We start from the raw sequence: 17,773 nt of genomic DNA, 5'->3' as shown, positions 1-17,773 counted from the left end.
ATGCGCCTTTTTCGTTTTTTGCGGTACAGTCGCAGCACTTGCCGCCCGTTCGGAGCCTTTGCCCGGCGCGCGGCCCTGTGTTGCATGAAACAAAGATGACGAAGCCGCCGAAAATCCCCGAATCCGTTCTTGTCGTGATCTACACGCCCGACCTCGATGTGCTCGTGATCAAGCGTGCCGACCAGCCCGATTTCTGGCAATCGGTGACCGGCTCGAAGGATGCGCTCGACGAGCCGCTCGCGCTCACCGCCGCGCGCGAAGTAGCCGAGGAGACCGGCATCGCGGTCGGCACGCCGGAGGTGCCGGCCAGCGCGCTCGTCGACTGGCGCCACAAGATCGAATACACGATCTATCCGCAATACCTGCACCGCTACGCCCCGGGCGTCACGCGCAACGTCGAGCACTGGTTCGGCCTGTGCGTGCCGCATCGCGTCGACGTGACGCTGTCGCCGCGCGAGCATGTCGACCATGCGTGGCTGCCGTTCCGCGAGGCGGCCGCGCGCTGTTTCTCGCCGTCGAACGCCGAGGCGATCCTGCAACTGCCCGCGCGCGTGGCACTGTCGCGCGCGCCGCACGGCTCGTCCGCATGACGGCGGAAGCCCGCAAGCGCTTCGCGCAATTGCGGCAGATGTTCCTGCAGGAACGCGGTTCCGCGTCGCGACTCGCGTTCACGGCCGGCAACACGGTGCGTCTGTGCGAAACCGGTGGCGAATTCTTCCGGGCGCTGATCGAGCGGATCGATGCCGCCCGCGAGCAGGTGATGCTCGAAACCTACATCTTCTGCGACGACGCGGCCGGCCGGCCGGTGTCGGATGCGCTGATCCGCGCGGCGCAGCGCGGCGTGCGCGTGCGCGTGATCACCGACGGCATCGGCACCGCGCGCCTGCCGTTGTTCGACACGTGGGCCGAAGCCGGCGTCGAGCATTGCATCTACAACCGCTTCCTGTTCGGCCGCTTCGGCTTTTCGCGCACGCATCGCAAGCTCGCGGTGATCGATCACGCGGTCGCGTTCTGCGGCGGCATCAACATCGTCGACGACTACACGCAGGGCAGCGCGACGCTGCCGTTCCCGCGCTGGGATTTCGCGGTCGAGATGGCCGGGCCCGCGGTGTCCGACGTGCGTGCCGCGTTCGAGTTGCAGTGGCATCGGATCCAGTTCGGCCACAAGCCGTACGCGCAGTACGCGGCCGGGCTGCATGGCGGCGAAGCATTTCCCGACATGTTCCGCCGCTGGATGCGCAGCCACCGGTGGATAAAGGCCGGCGCGCTGCGGGTCGTGACGGAGCCGAGCGTCGCGTTCGTCGCGCGCGACAACGTCGTGAACCGCCGCGCGATCGAGAAGGCGTATCTCGCCGCGATCGGCCAGGCCCGCCAGCGGATCCTGCTCGCCAATCCGTACTTCATGCCGGGGCGCAAGCTGCGCCGTGCGCTGACGGGCGCTGCGCGACGCGGCGTCGACGTGCGGATCCTGATCGGCCGCAAGGAATTCGCGGCACTCGATACGGCCGTGCCGTTCCTCTATCACGCACTGCTGCGCGCGGGCGTGCGCGTGGCCGAATACGACAAGACGATGCTGCACGGCAAGGTGGCCGTGATCGACGATAACTGGGCGACGGTCGGCTCGTCGAACCTGGACGCGCTGAGCCTGATGCTGAACAATGAAGCGAACGTCGTGCTGGTGCGCTACGATGCAGTGACGAACCAGTTGCGCGACGCGATCGCGACTGCGTTCGCCGAAGGCTGGGAGATCGATGCCGCGCGCTACGCCGCGCGCCCGCGCATCGAGCGGCTGCTGAACTGGCTTGCGTACAACACGTACCGCCTCGTGATGAAGGCGCTGACGGTCGGCGGTTACGACTGAACGCAGACTAAGTATTCGCTTCAAAAAATCTGTCCGCACGTTCGTGCGGAAAAGCCGCTCCGGTCCCGCCGGAATCGCGCAAAATAGCGGCTCGGTTAGACACCGGTTTCTAATAATTTCCTTGTTTCGCGAGCGGCCGCACTCAATAATAGTACGGCCGTTCGATTTTATTCGAACCCCCGAACGGTTACAGAAATAGCTATGCGAAAAGGCGAACAGACGCGTGCCGCGATACTTGAAGCTGCTTTGGACCTCGCCAGCCGTGACGGGCTGGAGGGGCTGACGATCGGCCTGCTGGCCGAGCGCATGCAGATGAGCAAGAGCGGTGTGTTCGCGCACTTCGGATCGCGTGAGGACCTGCAGGTCGAGGTCGTCCGCGAGTATCACCATCGTTTCGAAAACGAGGTGTTCTTTCCGAGCCTGCGCGAGCCGCGAGGCTTGCCGCGCCTTCGGGCGATGCTGGCCCGCTGGACGGAGAAGCGCATCCAGGAGGTGACGACCGGATGCATCTACATCAGCGGTGCGGTCGAGTACGACGACCGGCCCGACAGCCCCGTGCGCGAGCAGTTGATCGCAAGCGTGACGGCCTGGCGTGCCGCGATGCTGCGTGCCATTTCGCAGGCGAAGGAAGAAGGCCATCTGCGTGCGGATACGGATCCGGACCTGATGCTCTTCGAGTTGTACAGCTTCACGCTCGGCCTGCATCACGACGCACGCTTCCTGCATTCGCCGGACGCCGTGCGCCTCACGTGGGCCGCGCTGGAAAAGACGATTGTTTCGTATCAGAGCGAGAGCCGTTAGCGGCGCGTGATCCGCCCGCCAGGAGCTCGAGCCGTTTTGCCCACCTTTGGAGAGAGTCATGGGACAGTACGCCGCGCCGCTGCGCGACATGCAATTCGTGTTGCACGAGCTTCTGAACGTCGAAGCCGAAGTCAAGCAAATGCCCAAGCATGCGGACCTCGACGCCGACACGATCAACCAGGTCCTCGAGGAAGCGGGCAAGTTCTGCTCCGAGGTACTGTTCCCGCTGAACCAGGTCGGCGATCGCGAAGGCTGCACGTATGAAGGCGACGGCGTCGTGAAGACCCCGACCGGCTTCAAGGAAGCCTACCAGCAGTACGTCGAGGCCGGCTGGCCGGCGCTCGGCTGCGATCCGGACTACGGCGGCCAGGGCCTGCCCGCGTTCGTGAACAACGCGCTCTACGAAATGCTGAACTCGGCGAACCAGGCCTGGACGATGTATCCGGGCCTGTCGCACGGCGCCTACGAGTGCCTGCACGCACACGGCGCGCCGGAACTGCAGCAGCGCTACCTGCCGAAGCTCGTGACGGGCGAATGGACGGGCACGATGTGCCTGACCGAGCCGCACTGCGGCACCGACCTCGGCATCCTGCGCACCAAGGCCGAACCCAACGGCGACGGCTCGTACTCGATCAGCGGCACGAAGATCTTCATCTCGAGCGGCGAGCACGACATGTCGAAGAACATCATCCACCTCGTGCTCGCGCGCCTGCCGGACGCGCCGCAAGGCACCAAGGGGATCTCGTTGTTCATCGTGCCGAAGTTCATCCCCGACGCAGCCGGCGAGCCGGGCGAGCGCAACGGCATCAAGTGCGGCTCGATCGAGCACAAGATGGGCATCCACGGCAACTCGACGTGCGTGATGAACCTCGACGGCGCGAAGGGCTGGATGGTCGGCGAGCCGAACAAGGGCTTGAACGCGATGTTCGTGATGATGAATGCCGCGCGCCTCGGCGTCGGCATGCAGGGCCTCGGCCTCACGGAAGTCGCGTACCAGAACTCGCTCACTTATGCGAAGGAGCGCCTGCAGATGCGCTCGCTGACGGGCCCGAAGGCACCGGACAAGCCGGCCGACCCGATCATCGTGCACCCGGACGTGCGCCGCATGCTGCTCACGCAGAAGGCCTACGCCGAAGGCGCGCGTGCATTCACGTACTGGTCTGCGCTGCAGATCGACAAGGAACTGTCGCACGGTGACGAAGCGGTGCGCAAGGAAGCGGCCGACCTCGTCGCGCTGCTCACGCCGATCATCAAGGCGTTCCTGACCGACAACGCGTTCGAGTCGACCAACCACGCGATGCAGATCTACGGCGGCCACGGCTTCATCTCCGAGTGGGGCATGGAGCAGTACGTGCGCGACGCGCGGATCAACATGATCTACGAAGGCACGAACTCGATCCAGTCGCTCGACCTGCTGGGCCGCAAGGTGCTCGGCGACATGGGTGCGAAGCTGAAGAAGTTCGGCAAGCTCGTCACGGAATTCGCGGAAGCCGAAGGCGTGAAGCCGGAAATGGCCGAGTTCATCAACCCGCTCGCCGACATCGGCGACAAGGTGCAGAAGCTGACGATGGAAATCGGCATGAAGGCGATGCAGAACCCGGACGAAGTCGGCGCTGCCGCCGTGCCGTACCTGCGCACCGTCGGCCACCTGGTGTTCTCGTACTTCTGGGCGCGCATGGCGCGCCTCGCACTCGACAAGGAAGCGTCGGGCGATCTGTTCTACAAGTCGAAGCTCGCCACCGCTCGCTTCTACTTCGCGCGCTTGCTGCCCGAGACGGCGTCGACGATCCGCGCGGCGCGCGCCGGTTCGAAGACGCTGATGGAAGTCGACGAATCGCTGTTCTGACGCGAGTCCGGGCGGGGCGCGCCGCGTGCCGCGCCGCCCGAACGCAACGGTTCCTGGTACTCACTTCGCCGTGCAGCCCCCACCTCCCGCGCTGCACGACACTATCCGGAGACATCCCGTGAGCAATTTCCTGATTCGCAAGGTCGCCGTGCTGGGCGCCGGCGTGATGGGCGCGCAGATCGCCGCGCACCTCATCAACGCGCGCGTGCCGGTGCTGCTGTTCGACCTGCCGGCCAAGGAAGGCCCGAAAAACGCGATCGCGCTGAAGGCGATCGAGAACCTGAAGAAGCTGTCGCCCGCGCCGTTCGGCGTGAAGGACGATGCAAAGTACCTCGAGGCAGCGAACTACGAAGACGACATCGCGAAACTCGCCGAGTGCGACGTCGTGATCGAGGCGATCGCCGAGCGGATGGACTGGAAGCACGACCTGTACAAGAAGGTCGCGCCGCACATCGCGCCGAACGCGATCTTCGCGACCAACACGTCGGGCCTGTCGATCACGAAGCTGTCCGAAGGTTTCTCGGACGAGCTGAAGTCGCGCTTCTGCGGCGTGCACTTCTTCAACCCGCCGCGCTACATGCACCTCGTCGAGCTGATCCCGACCGCGCATACGCGCCCGGAGATCCTCGACCAGCTCGAAACTTTCCTGACGAGCATCGTCGGCAAGGGCGTCGTGCGCGCGAAGGATACGCCGAACTTCATCGCGAACCGCGTCGGCATCTTCTCGATCCTCGCGGTGATCACCGAGGCCGCGAAGTTCGGCCTGCGCTTCGACGAAGTCGACGACCTGACGGGCAGCCGCCTCGGCCGCGCGAAGTCGGCGACGTTCCGCACCGCGGACGTGGTCGGCCTCGACACGATGGCGCACGTGATCAAGACGATGCAGGACAACCTCGCCGACGATCCGTTCTTCCCGGTCTACCAGACGCCCGCCGTGCTCGCCGAACTGGTGAAGCAGGGCGCGCTCGGCCAGAAGACGGGCGGCGGCTTCTACAAGAAGGAAGGCAAGGCGATCAAGGTGCTCGACGCGAAGACGGGCACCTACGTGGATTCGGGCGCGAAGGCGGACGAAACGGTCGGCCGCATCCTGAAGCGCCCGCCGGCGGAACGCCTGAAGCTGCTGCGTGAAACGGACCATCCGCACGCGCAGTTCCTGTGGTCGATCTTCCGCGACGTATTCCACTACATCGGCGTGCATCTCGAATCGATCGCCGACAACGCGCGCGACGTCGACCTCGCGATCCGCTGGGGCTTCGGCTGGAACGAAGGCCCGTTCGAAGGCTGGCAGGCTGCCGGCTGGAAGCAGGTCGCCGAATGGGTGCAGGAAGACATCGCGGCCGGCAAGGCGCTCGCGAACGTGCCGCTGCCGTCGTGGGTGCTCGAAGGCGCGGTGGCGGAGAAGGGTGGCGTGCACACGGCCGAAGGCTCGTGGGCGCCGGCAGCGAAGCGCTTCGTGCCGCGTTCGGACCTCGCGGTCTACGACAAGCAGGTATTCCGCGCGCCGCTGCTCGGCGAAGCCGGTGCCGATCCGAAGACGTACGGCAAGACGCTGTTCGAGACCGATGCCGTGCGTGCCTGGGTCGACGACCGTGCGGGTGAAGACGACGTCGTGATCGTGTCGTTCAAGTCGAAGATGAACACGATCGGACCGAGCGTGATCGACGGCCTCGTGCAGGCGATCGAGCTCGCGGAGAAAGACTACAAGGGCGTGGTGATCTGGCAGCCGACGTCGCTGAAGCTCGGCACGCCGGGCGGCCCGTTCTCGGCCGGCGCGAACCTCGAAGAGGCGATGCCCGCGTTCATGATGGGCGGCGCGAAGGGTATCGAGCCGTTCGTGAAGAAGTTCCAGGAAGGCATGCTGCGCGTGAAGTACGCAAACGTGCCGGTCGTCGCAGCCGTGTCGGGCATCGCGCTCGGCGGCGGGTGCGAGCTGATGCTGCACAGCGCGAAGCGTGTCGTGCACGTCGAGAGCTACGTCGGTCTCGTCGAAGTGGGCGTCGGCCTCGTGCCGGCAGGCGGCGGCCTGAAGGAAGCAGCGCTGCGCGCAGCGGAGGCCGCGACGGCCGCGAACGCGACCACCGACATCCTGAAGTTCGTCACGAAGTCGTTCGAGAACGCGGCGATGGCGAAGGTGTCGGCGTCCGCGCACGATGCCCGTGCGATGGGCTACGTGAAGCCGTCCGACACGATCATCTTCAACGTGTTCGAACTGCTCGACACCGCGAAGAAGGAAGCGCGTGCACTGGCCGCAACCGGCTACCGCGCACCGCTGCGCGCGAAGGACGTGCCGGTCGCCGGCCGTTCGGCGATCGCGACGATCAAGGCATCGCTCGTCAACATGCGTGACGGCCGCTTCATCAGCGACCACGACTACCTGATCGCGAGCCGCATCGCCGAAGCCGTGTGCGGCGGCGACGTCGAAGCCGGCAGCCTGGTCGACGAGCAGTGGCTGCTCGCGCTGGAGCGCCGTGCGTTCGTCGAGCTGCTCGGCACGCAGAAGACGCAGGAACGGATCATGGGCATGTTGCAGACCGGCAAGCCGGTGCGTAACTGAGCGAGCGGATAAGGCAAGGAGTCTCAAATGAGCAAACAATTGCAAGACGCATACATCGTCGCCGCCAGCCGCACGCCGATCGGCAAGGCCCCGCGCGGTGTCTTCAAGAACACGCGCCCGGACGAGCTGCTGGTCCACGCGCTCAAGTCGGCGGTGGCGCAGGTGCCCGGCTTCGACACGAAGCTGATCGAAGACGCGATCATCGGCTGCGCGATTCCGGAAGCCGAGCAGGGCCTGAACGTCGCGCGCATGGGCGCGCTGCTCGCAGGCCTGCCGCAGACGGTCGGCGGCGTGACGGTCAACCGCTTCTGCGCGTCGGGCATCACGGCGCTGGCGATGGCGGCCGACCGCATCCGCGTCGGCGAATCGGACGCGATCTTCGCGGGCGGCTGCGAATCGATGAGCATGGTGCCGATGATGGGCAACAAGCCGTCGATGTCGCCGCACATCTTCGATCGCAACGAAGACTTTGGCATCGCGTACGGGATGGGCCTGACGGCCGAGCGCGTCGCGGAGCAGTGGAAGGTGAGCCGCGAAGACCAGGACGCGTTCTCGGTCGAGTCGCACCGCAAGGCGCTTGCCGCCCAGCAGGCCGGCGAGTTCAACGACGAGATCGCCGCGTACACGATCACCGAGCGTTTCCCGAACCTCGCGACGGGTGAAGTCGACGTGAAGACGCGCGAGATCAAGCTCGACGAAGGTCCGCGTGCGGATACGTCGATCGAAGGCCTCGCGAAGCTGCGCACGGTGTTCGCGAACAAGGGCTCGGTCACGGCCGGCAACAGCTCGCAGACGTCGGACGGCGCGGGCGCGCTGCTCGTGGTGTCGGAGAAGGTGCTCAAGGAATTCAACCTGACGCCGCTCGCGCGCTTCGTGAGCTTCGCGGTGCGTGGCGTGCCGCCGGAAATCATGGGCATCGGCCCGAAGGAAGCGATTCCGGCCGCGCTGAAGGCCGCTGGCCTGAAGCAGGACGATCTCGACTGGATCGAGCTGAACGAAGCGTTCGCCGCGCAATCGCTGGCGGTGATGCGCGATCTCGGCCTCGACCCGTCGAAGGTCAACCCGATGGGCGGCGCGATCGCCCTCGGCCACCCGCTCGGCGCGACCGGCGCGATCCGCGCGGCGACCGTCGTGCACGGCCTGCGCCGCCGCAACCTGAAGTACGGGATGGTCACGATGTGCGTCGGCACCGGCATGGGTGCCGCGGGCATCATCGAACGCCTGTAAGCGGAGCACGACGACAAGCTACGACGGTGCGCGGGCCACGAGCTCGCGCACCGTTTTTTCATTCCGATAGAGGAAAGTCAAAGGAGACGGTTGTGGCCGAAATTCAAGTGGAACGCGCCGATGGCGTGATGACGATCACGATCGCGCGCCCGGCGAAGAAGAACGCGCTGACGGCGGCGATGTACCAGACGATGGCCGACGCACTCGCGGAAGCGCAGGAAGACAAGGCGGTTCGCGTGATCCTGCTGCGCGGTGGCGACGGCAACTTCACCGCGGGGAACGATCTCGAGGATTTCCTGAAGTCGCCGCCGAAGGACGACACCGCGCCGGTGTTCCAGTTTCTCGCGCGGATCAGCAGCGCGAGCAAGCCGATCGTGGCCGCGGTGCCGGGCCTGGCGATCGGCGTCGGCGTGACGATGCTGCTGCACTGCGATCTGGTCTACGCGGCCGACACCGCGACGTTCTCGCTGCCGTTCACGCAGCTCGGGCTGTGCCCGGAAGCCGCGTCGAGCGCGCTGCTGCCGCGTCTGGCCGGCCATCAGGTCGCGGCCGAGAAGCTGCTGCTCGGCGAAGCGTTCGACGCGCTGGAAGCGCACCGGATCGGCATCGTCAACCGCGTGCTGCCGGCGGCCGAGCTCGACGCGTTCGCAGCGAAGCAGGCGGCAAAGCTCGCGGCGCTGCCGGCGGCATCGCTGCGTGTGACGAAGGCGCTGCTGAAGGATACGGGCGGGGTGGCGACGCAGGCGCGGATGGCCGAGGAAGCGGGCCACTTCGCCACGATGCTGCGCGCGCCGGAAGCGCGCGAGGCGATGACGGCGTTCTTCGAGAAGCGCAAGCCGGATTTCCGTCAGTTCGACTGACCGTCTGACGGAGCAGGGCGCGCCGGCAGCGGACTGCCGGCGCGCTCCCGGGATCGCGATCAGGCCGTGCCGTAGTCGACGTGGCCCGTTTCGCGGCAGAAGCTGACGAGCCGCAAGCCGGCTGCCTTCGCGATCTCGATCGCGAGCGACGACGGCGCGGAGATCGTCGCGACCAGCGGGATGCCGACCCGTGCGGCCTTGCGCACGAGCTCGTAGCTCGCGCGGCTCGACAGGAACACGAAGCCGTCGGTCGCGTCGGCGCGCGACAGCACGAGCGAGCCGATCAGCTTGTCGAGTGCGTTGTGGCGGCCGACGTCCTCGAATGCCATCCGGATCGCGCCTGTTGCGTCGCACCACGCGGCCGCATGCAGGCCGCCCGTGAGCCGCGTGAGCGCCTGGTGAACCGGCAGCGCCTGCGCCGCGCGCGTCAGCGCGTCGGGGGCGAGGCGTGCGAGAAAGCCCGTATCGGGCACGCGTTCGGGCGCGAGGTCGAGCAGGTCGATGCTTTCGATCCCGCAGACGCCGCAGCCGGTACGCCCCGCGAGCGCACGGCGCCGGTCCTTCAGCGCGGCGAACGCCTGCTGGACGACCTCCAGGTGGACTTCCGCATGCGGCAGCGGCGCGTCGGCGTGCAGGATCACCTCGATGTCCTTGATGTCGCTGCCGCGCGCGACGATTCCTTCCGAGATCGCGAAACCGACCGCGAACGCTTCGAGATCGCACGGCGTACACATCATCACCGCATGCGAGATACCGTTGAAGACGAGTGCGACGGGCCATTCCTGGCCGACGTAGTCGTGTGCGGTTTCGACGGCGCCGCCGCGCGTGCGGCGCACGGACAGTTCGATCGCGCCGCGCGGTTCGTCGCGCAGGTCGCCGGATTCGGTCGGATTCACGAGCACTCCCGTTGATTCGGCGCGCGGGGCCGGCGGCAATCGTATCCGCCACCCGCGCGCAGAGGTTCTAAAATACCCCAGGCAAGCCGGCCGCGCCGGTATCCGCCACATCAGGTAACGATCATGGGACTCAGCGACGCTCCACTGCTATTCGCCTTCGAACACGCTTCGTCGGAAAACTTCACGTACATCCCGATGATCGTGCGTTTCAATCTCGACCGTTTCGGTCTGCGGATCTCACTGGAGCAGTGGCAGTTGCTGCCGCTCGAGGACCGCAAGCTGCTCGCGCGCTTTCCGGCCGACGACGACACCGCGATCGAGCCCAACTTCGATCACGCGCTGTTCGAAATGCTGCGTACGCACGCGGATCTGGAGCCCTCGTGGTTCCAGCCGGACGAGCAGCCGGCCTGGCGTGCCACCGACAGCGTGCCGGAGTCGCTCGTGCAGCAGAGCGCGCTGGCCGGGCTGATGGCGCCCGAGCTCGCGCAGTGGCAGCGGCTCGCGCCGTTCCAGCGCTACGTGCTGGTGAAGCTGTCGCGCAAGCCGAAGCTGAACCACGATTTCCTGCCCGCGATGCGGGAGTTCGGGCTGACGGCCACGCACTGAGGTGGCCGAAGGCAGGGGGAAGCGCCGCCGCGCGGCGCTCGTCCGTCAGAGCGGCGGCAGTTGCCGCGGCTTGCGGTCGGTGCCGGTCGCGACGTAGGTGAGCGTCGCTTCGGTGACCTTCACGATTTCACCCATCAGGCGCATGCGCTGCGCGTATACCTCGACGTCGACCGTGATCGACGTGTTGCCGGTACGCGTGATGGTCGCGTAGAAGCTCAGCAGATCGCCGACGAACACCGGCTGCTTGAACACGAACGAATTGACCGCGACCGTCGCGACGCGACCGTTCGCGCGCTGGCTCGCGGGGATCGAGCCGGCGATGTCGACCTGCGACATGATCCAGCCGCCGAATACGTCGCCGTGGACGTTCGCGTCGTGCGGTTGCGGGACGACGCGCAGCGCGGGCTGCTTTTGCGGGAGTTCGAGGGTCGAATCGGTCATGGCGGGGGCTTTCATCCTGTAATAAATACGCCGCCGCGCGCAGGCTGGCCGGCGAGGGCGCCGGCAGCGGCGCGAAGCGGCTTCTGCGACAATACAACGTTCGCAAATTGTACGAGAAAGTGAGCGAGCCGGCCGCCGATGCACGCGTCCGGCACCGCCGCCGATCCTTCCCCCATGCGCCGATTTCCTGCTTCCGGCGAGCCCGCGCCGGCTTCGACCGGGCCCCGCAACGACTGGCAAACCATCCGGTCGCTGCTGCCGTACCTGACCACCTACAAATGGCGCGTCGCGCTCGCGCTCGGCTGCCTGATCGGCGCGAAGGTCGCGAACCTCGGCGTGCCGGTCGTGATGAAGCGCATCGTCGACCACCTGTCCTACGTCCAGCAGATCACCGCGATCGGCCGCGCCGAGCAGTCGGCCGGCATCGTGCTCGCGGGCGGCGTGGGGTTGCTGGTCGTCGCGTATGCGCTCGTGCGGCTGTCCACGTCATTGTTTACCGAGCTGCGCGAGATCCTGTTCTCGAAGGTCACCGAGAGCGCGGTGCGCCAGCTCGCGCTGCAGGTGTTCCGGCACCTGCACGGGCTGTCGCTGCGGTTTCACCTGGAGCGTCAGACCGGCGGCATGTCGCGCGACATCGAGCGCGGCACGCGCGGCATCCAGCAGCTGATTTCGTATTCGCTGTACAGCATCCTGCCGACGCTCGTCGAGGTCGGGCTCGTGCTTGGCTTCTTCGTGGTCAAGTACGAGGCCTATTACGCGTACGTGACGTTCGCGGCGCTGGTCACGTACATCGTGTTCACGGTAAAGGTCACCAACTGGCGCACGCATTTCCGCCGCACGATGAACGAACTCGATTCGCGTGCGAACTCGCGGGCGATCGATTCGCTGATCAACTACGAGACGGTCAAGTACTTCGGCAACGAGGAGTGGGAAGCGCAGCGCTACGACGAGAACCTGAAGCGCTACCGGAAGGCCGCGATCCGTTCGCAGAATTCGCTGTCGGTGCTGAACTTCGGCCAGCAGGCGATCATCGGCACGGGGCTTGTGTTCATCCTGTGGCGTGCGACGCAGGGCGTGCTCGCGGGCAAGCTGACGCTCGGCGACCTGGTGCTGATCAACACGTTCATGCTGCAGCTGTACATCCCGCTCAACTTTCTCGGTGTCGTCTATCGCGAGCTGAAGCAGAGCCTGACCGACATGGATCGCATGTTCGGGCTGCTGTCGGCCGCGAAGGAAGTGGCCGACTTGCCCGATGCGCGGCCGCTCGCGGTCGCCGGCGCGCAGGTGCGCTTCGAGCACGTGAATTTCGCGTACGAGCCGGCGCGGCAGATCCTCCACGACGTGTCGTTCACGATCGATGCGGGCACGACGACCGCGGTGGTCGGCCACAGCGGCTCCGGGAAGTCGACACTGTCGCGGCTGCTGTTCCGCTTCTACGATCTCGACCGGCAGGCGGGCGGTGCGATCCGGATCGACGGCCAGGACATCCGCGACGTCACGCAGGACTCGCTGCGCGCGTCGATCGGGATCGTGCCGCAGGATACCGTGCTGTTCAACGACTCGATCTACTACAACATCGCGTACGGCCGGCCGAGCGCGACCCGCGACGAGGTGATCGCGGCCGCGCGTGCCGCGCACATCCACGATTTCATCGAAAGTTTGCCGAAGGGTTATGACACGCCGGTCGGCGAGCGCGGGCTGAAGCTGTCGGGCGGCGAGAAGCAGCGCGTCGCGATCGCGCGCACGCTATTGAAGAACCCGCCGGTGCTGCTGTTCGACGAAGCGACGTCGGCGCTCGATTCGCGCTCGGAGCGCGCGATCCAGCACGAACTCGACCAGATCGCGCGGCATCGCACGACGCTCGTGATCGCGCACCGGCTGTCGACGGTCGTGCACGCGCAGCAGATCCTCGTGATGGACCACGGGCGGATCGTCGAGCGCGGCACGCACGACGAACTCGTGCGCGCCGACGGGTTGTATGCGCAGATGTGGGCGTTGCAGCAGCAGCGTGCGGCGGCAGGCGGGGAAGAAGCGGAAGCCGCGTGAGCGGCGGGGCTGCGCGCGGGGTGGGCGCAGCAGGACGGGGGACGTTTGATGGGCGGGAGTCGGGCCGGCATGGCGGTCGGACATGCGCGGACCCTTTGATCGGCCAGGCCAACGCCGCCAGTTCGCCCGTCAGCCAGCTAGCCAACCAGTCAGTTGACCGGTCTGTTGATCAATCAGCCCGACGACCCGTCAGCCGGTCACTCTGCGGCGCGCAGCCGCGCATCCAGCTCGCCGAGTTGCGCGGGCGTGCCGACGTTCTCCCAGATACCTTCATACAGTTCGCCGCTCGCGCGGCCGGCCTCGATCGCCGCGCGATAGTACGGCGTCAGCGCGCGCCGCGTGCCGGGCGCGAGATCGCGGAACATCCGCGTGTCGTACAGGCCGATGTTGCCGAACGTGAAGCGCGCGGCGCCGTCGAGTGCAAGGCGGCCGTCGTCGCCGAGCGCGAAGTCGCCCGCCGGGTGGAACGGCGGGTTCGGCACCATCACGAGGTGCATCGCCGGCGTGTCGAGCGCGGCCATCCGGGCGGCACGCGGCGCGAGTGACCGATAGTCGAACGCGCAGTAGACATCGCCGCTGACCGCCGCGAACACGGCCGGCTGCCCGTCGCGTTCGAGCAGCGGCAACGCCTGCGCGATGCCGCCCGCGGTTTCCAGCGCTTCGCCTTCGGCCGAATACACGAGCCGTACGCCCCAGCGCGAACCGTCGCCCAGCGCAGCCTCGATCTGCTCGCCGAGCCACGCGTGGTTGATCACGATCGTCTCGATGCCCGCGCGGGCGAGCGCCTCGATCTGCCACACGATCAGCGGCTTGCCGCCCGCTTCGAGCAGCGGCTTCGGGCGGGTGTCGGTGAGCGGGCGCATCCGTTCGCCGCGCCCGGCGGCGAAGATCATCGCCGTGGTCAGGGTGTTGCTCATGTTCGGCCGGGTGTCAGGAGAGTCGGAACGATCAGAAATCAGAACGTATAGCCCACGTCGGCCGGTGCGTTGCCCTCGAGCTCGTCGAGCAACTTCGCGAACGGCACGAGCGGGCGATAGCGCAGCGCGACCTTGCGCGCATACGCGATGAAGCGCGGCAGGTCGTCCAGGTAGTGCGGCTTGCCGTCGCGGTAATTGATCCGCGCGAACAGGCCGAGCACCTTGATGTGGCGCTGTAGCCCCATCCATTCGAGCTGGCGGTAGAACTCGCCGAAATCGGGGTCGACCGGCAGGCCGGCCTTTTTCGCCTTTTCCCAGTAGTACGCGAAGCAGTCGAGCTCGAACTCCTCGTCCCAGCTGATGAACGCATCGCGCAGCAGCGACACGACGTCGTACGTCAGCGGCCCGTGGACGGCATCCTGGAAGTCGAGGATGCCCGGGTTGGGCTCGCACACCATCAGGTTGCGCGGCATGAAATCGCGCAGCATGAAACCCTGCGGCTGCGCGTGCGCGCTGGCGACCAGCAGCGCGAAGGTGCGGTCGAGCGTGCCGCGCATCGCATCGGTGACCGGCTTGCCGAGGTGGCGGCCGACGAACCATTCGGGCATCAGCTCCATCTCGCGGCGCAGGAATGCCTCGTCGAACGGCGGCAGCACGTCGGGCTTCGACGTGAGCTGGAAGCGGATCAGCGCGTCGAGCGCCGCGCGCATCAGCGGTTTCGCGGCGGCGGGGTCGGCCGGATCGAGCACCGCGATGTACGACGTGCGGCCGAGATCGGTCACGAGCATGAAGCCCGAGTCGAAATCGTGGGCCAGCACGTCCGGCACGTGGTCGCCGGCCGCGGCGAGCAGTTGCGCGACCTGGACGAATTCACGGCACTTTTCGGGCGGCGGCGCGTCGACGGCGATCAGCGTGCCGCCGGCGCTCGTGGCCGACGCGACACGGAAATAGCGGCGGAAACTGGCATCCGACGAGGCGGGCGCGAGGGTCGACAGGTCGAGCGCATAGCGTTCGGCGAGCGGGTGCAGCCACGCGGTGAGCGCTTCGAGGCGGGCGTCGGGCTGGGATGCGGCGGATGGGGGCGTCATGAAACTCGGCGGAGGGGGGAACGTCTTGCCATATAATACCCCACGACTTTTTTGACGCGCCCCGCGTCAGCTTTCCGCCGTGCAGGCCCGCCGCCTGTCGCGCGGTCGCCCGAACGCCTCCCCGGTTTGCGCTCAGCCGCAGTCGCGGTGCGACGGTGCGGCCTGCCGCGCGCGCATGTGCCGCGACGGCGCGGTTGACAAGGGGCGATTCGCCAAACGATAGATGCCGCCCAAACCGCTATTCCCGAATGTTTTCCCCGGTGACGGGGCGCCGCGCAAACGGCGGCTCGCGCTCGCACTCCTGGCCGTGCCCGGCCTCGTGCCGGCCGTGTCGTACGCGCAGCTGTCGGGCGCGGCCGCGCAGCCGCAGCCGCTCGACTCGCCGTGGGATCTGCGTCTCGCGCCCCAGCTCGAGGATCATCCGCTGAAGGACGGCGCGAAGCCGGCCGCGTTCGTGATCGCCGACCACACGAGCGGCACGGCCGAGCAGGATCTCGCCGCGAAGGGTTCGGCCGAGCTGCGGCGCGGTGACGCCGTCGTGAAGGCCGACGCGATCCATTACGATCAGGATACCGACATGGCCGATGCGTACGGCCAGGTCAGGATCAACAATGCCGGCACGTCGTTCGCGGGCCCCGAGGCGCACCTGAAGATCGAGGCGAACCAGGGCTTCATGACGGCGCCGAAGTATCACTTCAACGTGACGGGCGGCTCGGGCAGCGCGGAACGCGTCGACATGGTCGACAACGAGCGCTCGGTGTTCGTCAACGGCACCTACACCGCGTGCCAGTGCTCGACGAACCCCGCGTGGTACATCAAGGGCAGCCGCTTCGACTTCGATACGGGTGCCGACGAAGGCACCGCACGCAACGGCGTGCTGTTCTTCCAGGGCGTGCCGATCTTCGCGAGCCCGTGGATGACGTTCCCGCTGTCGGGCGAGCGGCGCAGCGGCCTGCTGCCGCCGACGTTCTCGATGGACTCGAAGAATGGCTTCGAGTTGACGCTGCCGTACTACTTCAACATCGCGCCGAACCGCGACCTGACGCTCACGCCGCGCATCATCTCGCGGCGCGGCGTGATGGCCGAGGCGACGTTCCGCTACCTGTCGCCGTCGTATTCGGGCACGTTTACGGCCAATTACCTGCCGGATGACCGGGTCGCGCACCGCAACCGCTACGCGATCTACTGGCAGCACCAGCAGAATTTCGGCGGCGGCTTCGGCGGTTACGTGTACTACAACAAGGTCTCGGACAATACGTATCCCGAAGACCTCGGGTCGGCGAACCAGTTCATCAACGGGACGCAGACGCTGTACCAGCAGGAAGCCGGTATCACGTACAACAACGGCCCGTGGTCGGTGCTCGCGCGCTACCAGCACTGGCAGACGCTGCCGCCGTCGATCGCGCCGTACAGCCGCGAGCCGCAGTTGAACGTGAAGTACACGAAGTACAACGTCGGCGGCTTCGACTTCGGCGCGGAAGCCGACTATTCGCGGTTCCGCATCACGACGGCCGATGCGACCCAGGGTGACCGGATCGTCTTCAATCCGTACATCTCGTACGGCGTGTACGGCCCCGGCTACTTCGTCGTGCCGAAGGTCCAGTACCACTTCGCGTCGTACGACCTGAACTACCTGTCGTCGACCACGCCGAACAGCCCGAAGCGCTTCACCGAGTCGATCCCGACCGTGAGCTTCGATACGGGGCTGATCTTCGACCGCTCGGTGCGCCTGTTCGGCCAGGACTTCATCCAGACCCTCGAGCCGCGCCTGTACTACGTGTACACGCCGTATCGCGACCAGTCGAACGCACCGTTGTTCGACACCGCGGAGTCGGACTTCGGCCTCGCGGAGATCTACCAGCCGAACACGTTCGTCGGCAACGACCGGATCGCCGATGCGAACCGGATCACGGCGGGCCTCACGTCGCGCTTCATCGATCCGCGCACCGGCGACGAGCGTGCGCGTTTCGTGATTGCGCAGCAGTACTATTTCGCCGATCAGCGCGTCACGCTGAATTCCGGGCAGGCCGCCGCGCAGGCGCGCCACTCGGACCTGATCGTCGGCGCCGCGCTGAAGCTCGGCTCGGGCTTCATGTCGGAGACGGCGTTCCAGTACAACCAGAACAACAATCAGCTCGTGAAGTCGAGCGTCGGTTTCGGCTACAGCCCGGGCGAGCGCCGCGTGATCAACGTCGGCTACCGCTACACGCGTTCGAACACCACGCTCGACAACCAGCCGATCAACCAGTTCCTGGTGTCCGCGCAATGGCCGCTCACGCGCCGCCTGTATGCGATCGGCCGCTTCAACTACGACCTCGCCGGCGATCGCGTGGTCGACGGTCTGGTCGGCTTACAATACGACGCGGACTGCTGGGCGCTCGGGGTCGGGGTGCAACGGGCGGCGAACGGCATCAATTCGTCGGGACAGCAGAGTTCGTCGACGCGAGTCATGATGCAGCTGACGCTCAAGGGCCTGTCGACCGTCGACAACGGCCTCGTGTCGGCGTTCCGCGCCGGGGTGCCGGGCTACACGCCGCTGCCGCCGCCGCCGCCGCCGATGTCCCGCTTCAGCAACTACGAGTAACGCCGGCTTGTCTGCACCGGTCAGCACGATTTCAATGGAGTTCCAG

Annotated in this window: 14 protein-coding genes; 10 read left to right on the top strand and 4 right to left on the bottom strand. The window is 66.7% G+C overall.

What is annotated here, in order from left to right; genetic code table 11:
• Positions 1–95 precede the first annotated feature (95 nt).
• The 7 genes from nudB (at position 96) to CFB43_RS15075 (ending at position 9,149) form a co-directional block, all read left to right on the top strand.
• Complete coding sequence (nudB, locus tag CFB43_RS15105; protein WP_071335062.1) at positions 96–590, top strand: dihydroneopterin triphosphate diphosphatase; 495 nt, start codon at positions 96–98, stop codon at positions 588–590.
• The gene (gene clsB, locus CFB43_RS15100; protein WP_089495615.1) at positions 587–1,861 is read left to right on the top strand and encodes a cardiolipin synthase ClsB; all 1,275 of its coding nucleotides are present in this window, start codon (positions 587–589) and stop codon (positions 1,859–1,861) included. Before nudB ends, clsB begins: the two co-directional genes overlap by 4 nt.
• 201 nt (positions 1,862–2,062) lie before the next feature.
• Positions 2,063–2,662, top strand: coding sequence for a TetR/AcrR family transcriptional regulator (locus CFB43_RS15095; protein WP_006751498.1), 600 nt, complete (start codon positions 2,063–2,065; stop codon positions 2,660–2,662).
• A 58-nt stretch (positions 2,663–2,720) separates the two neighbouring features.
• On the top strand, positions 2,721–4,508 hold the full coding sequence (locus CFB43_RS15090) for an acyl-CoA dehydrogenase C-terminal domain-containing protein (RefSeq protein WP_089495614.1): 1,788 nt from the start codon (positions 2,721–2,723) through the stop codon (positions 4,506–4,508).
• Between the two features lie 118 nt (positions 4,509–4,626).
• Positions 4,627–7,062: a 3-hydroxyacyl-CoA dehydrogenase/enoyl-CoA hydratase family protein gene (locus CFB43_RS15085; RefSeq protein WP_089495613.1), complete on the top strand. Its 2,436-nt coding sequence runs from the start codon at positions 4,627–4,629 to the stop codon at positions 7,060–7,062.
• Positions 7,063–7,089: 27 nt separating this feature from the next.
• A complete protein-coding gene (locus CFB43_RS15080; protein ID WP_039360089.1) occupies positions 7,090–8,289 on the top strand; it encodes an acetyl-CoA C-acyltransferase in 1,200 nt (399 codons plus the stop codon).
• Positions 8,290–8,381: 92 nt separating this feature from the next.
• Positions 8,382–9,149 (top strand): enoyl-CoA hydratase, encoded by a 768-nt coding sequence (locus CFB43_RS15075; protein WP_089495612.1) that lies wholly within the window; start codon positions 8,382–8,384, stop codon positions 9,147–9,149.
• A gap of 59 nt (positions 9,150–9,208) precedes the next feature.
• Here CFB43_RS15075 and fdhD read toward each other — a convergent pair whose 3' ends face one another.
• The gene (gene fdhD, locus CFB43_RS15070; protein WP_373452550.1) at positions 9,209–10,051 is read right to left on the bottom strand and encodes a formate dehydrogenase accessory sulfurtransferase FdhD; all 843 of its coding nucleotides are present in this window, start codon (positions 10,049–10,051) and stop codon (positions 9,209–9,211) included.
• Between the two features lie 117 nt (positions 10,052–10,168).
• Here fdhD and CFB43_RS15065 point away from each other — a divergent pair, with 117 nt between their 5' ends.
• Positions 10,169–10,651 (top strand): nitrate reductase associated protein, encoded by a 483-nt coding sequence (locus tag CFB43_RS15065; protein ID WP_089495611.1) that lies wholly within the window; start codon positions 10,169–10,171, stop codon positions 10,649–10,651.
• A gap of 45 nt (positions 10,652–10,696) precedes the next feature.
• Here the strand turns inward: CFB43_RS15065 and CFB43_RS15060 are convergent, their stop codons facing one another.
• Entirely contained in the window at positions 10,697–11,092 is a 396-nt protein-coding gene (locus tag CFB43_RS15060) for an acyl-CoA thioesterase (RefSeq protein WP_059684352.1), read from the bottom strand.
• A 174-nt stretch (positions 11,093–11,266) separates the two neighbouring features.
• On the opposite strand from CFB43_RS15060, the gene CFB43_RS15050 reads away from it, so the two are divergent.
• Positions 11,267–13,138 (top strand): ABCB family ABC transporter ATP-binding protein/permease, encoded by a 1,872-nt coding sequence (locus CFB43_RS15050; RefSeq protein WP_089495609.1) that lies wholly within the window; start codon positions 11,267–11,269, stop codon positions 13,136–13,138.
• 197 nt (positions 13,139–13,335) lie between these two features.
• On the opposite strand, the gene murU is transcribed toward CFB43_RS15050, so the two are convergent.
• A complete protein-coding gene (murU, locus tag CFB43_RS15045) occupies positions 13,336–14,055 on the bottom strand; it encodes an N-acetylmuramate alpha-1-phosphate uridylyltransferase MurU (RefSeq protein ID WP_089495608.1) in 720 nt (239 codons plus the stop codon).
• A 38-nt stretch (positions 14,056–14,093) separates the two neighbouring features.
• A complete protein-coding gene (locus tag CFB43_RS15040; RefSeq protein ID WP_089495607.1) occupies positions 14,094–15,143 on the bottom strand; it encodes an aminoglycoside phosphotransferase family protein in 1,050 nt (349 codons plus the stop codon).
• Between the two features lie 223 nt (positions 15,144–15,366).
• Here CFB43_RS15040 and CFB43_RS15035 point away from each other — a divergent pair, with 223 nt between their 5' ends.
• Positions 15,367–17,727 (top strand): LPS-assembly protein LptD, encoded by a 2,361-nt coding sequence (locus CFB43_RS15035; protein WP_089495606.1) that lies wholly within the window; start codon positions 15,367–15,369, stop codon positions 17,725–17,727.
• The last annotated feature ends 46 nt before the right edge of the window (positions 17,728–17,773 follow it).

It is taken from the genome of Burkholderia sp. AU15512 (assembly GCF_002223325.1).
In the GTDB taxonomy this organism is placed as follows: domain Bacteria; phylum Pseudomonadota; class Gammaproteobacteria; order Burkholderiales; family Burkholderiaceae; genus Burkholderia.
Note: the sequence above shows the minus strand (reverse complement) of the source record. Positions and strands in the feature narration are given on the sequence as shown.

What these genes read in the sequence shown, in the direction of transcription:
- CFB43_RS15095 (WP_006751498.1), top strand. Translation starts at nt 2,063, where the DNA reads ATGCGAAAAGGCGAACAGACGCGTGCCGCGATACTTGAAGCTGCTTTG.
- CFB43_RS15050 (WP_089495609.1), top strand. Translation starts at nt 11,267, where the DNA reads ATGCGCCGATTTCCTGCTTCCGGCGAGCCCGCGCCGGCTTCGACCGGG.
- CFB43_RS15080 (WP_039360089.1), top strand. Translation starts at nt 7,090, where the DNA reads ATGAGCAAACAATTGCAAGACGCATACATCGTCGCCGCCAGCCGCACG.
- CFB43_RS15090 (WP_089495614.1), top strand. Translation starts at nt 2,721, where the DNA reads ATGGGACAGTACGCCGCGCCGCTGCGCGACATGCAATTCGTGTTGCAC.
- CFB43_RS15060 (WP_059684352.1), bottom strand. Translation starts at nt 11,092, where the DNA reads ATGACCGATTCGACCCTCGAACTCCCGCAAAAGCAGCCCGCGCTGCGC.
- clsB (WP_089495615.1), top strand. Translation starts at nt 587, where the DNA reads ATGACGGCGGAAGCCCGCAAGCGCTTCGCGCAATTGCGGCAGATGTTC.
- nudB (WP_071335062.1), top strand. Translation starts at nt 96, where the DNA reads ATGACGAAGCCGCCGAAAATCCCCGAATCCGTTCTTGTCGTGATCTAC.
- CFB43_RS15040 (WP_089495607.1), bottom strand. Translation starts at nt 15,143, where the DNA reads ATGACGCCCCCATCCGCCGCATCCCAGCCCGACGCCCGCCTCGAAGCG.
- murU (WP_089495608.1), bottom strand. Translation starts at nt 14,055, where the DNA reads ATGAGCAACACCCTGACCACGGCGATGATCTTCGCCGCCGGGCGCGGC.
- CFB43_RS15035 (WP_089495606.1), top strand. Translation starts at nt 15,367, where the DNA reads ATGCCGCCCAAACCGCTATTCCCGAATGTTTTCCCCGGTGACGGGGCG.
- CFB43_RS15065 (WP_089495611.1), top strand. Translation starts at nt 10,169, where the DNA reads ATGGGACTCAGCGACGCTCCACTGCTATTCGCCTTCGAACACGCTTCG.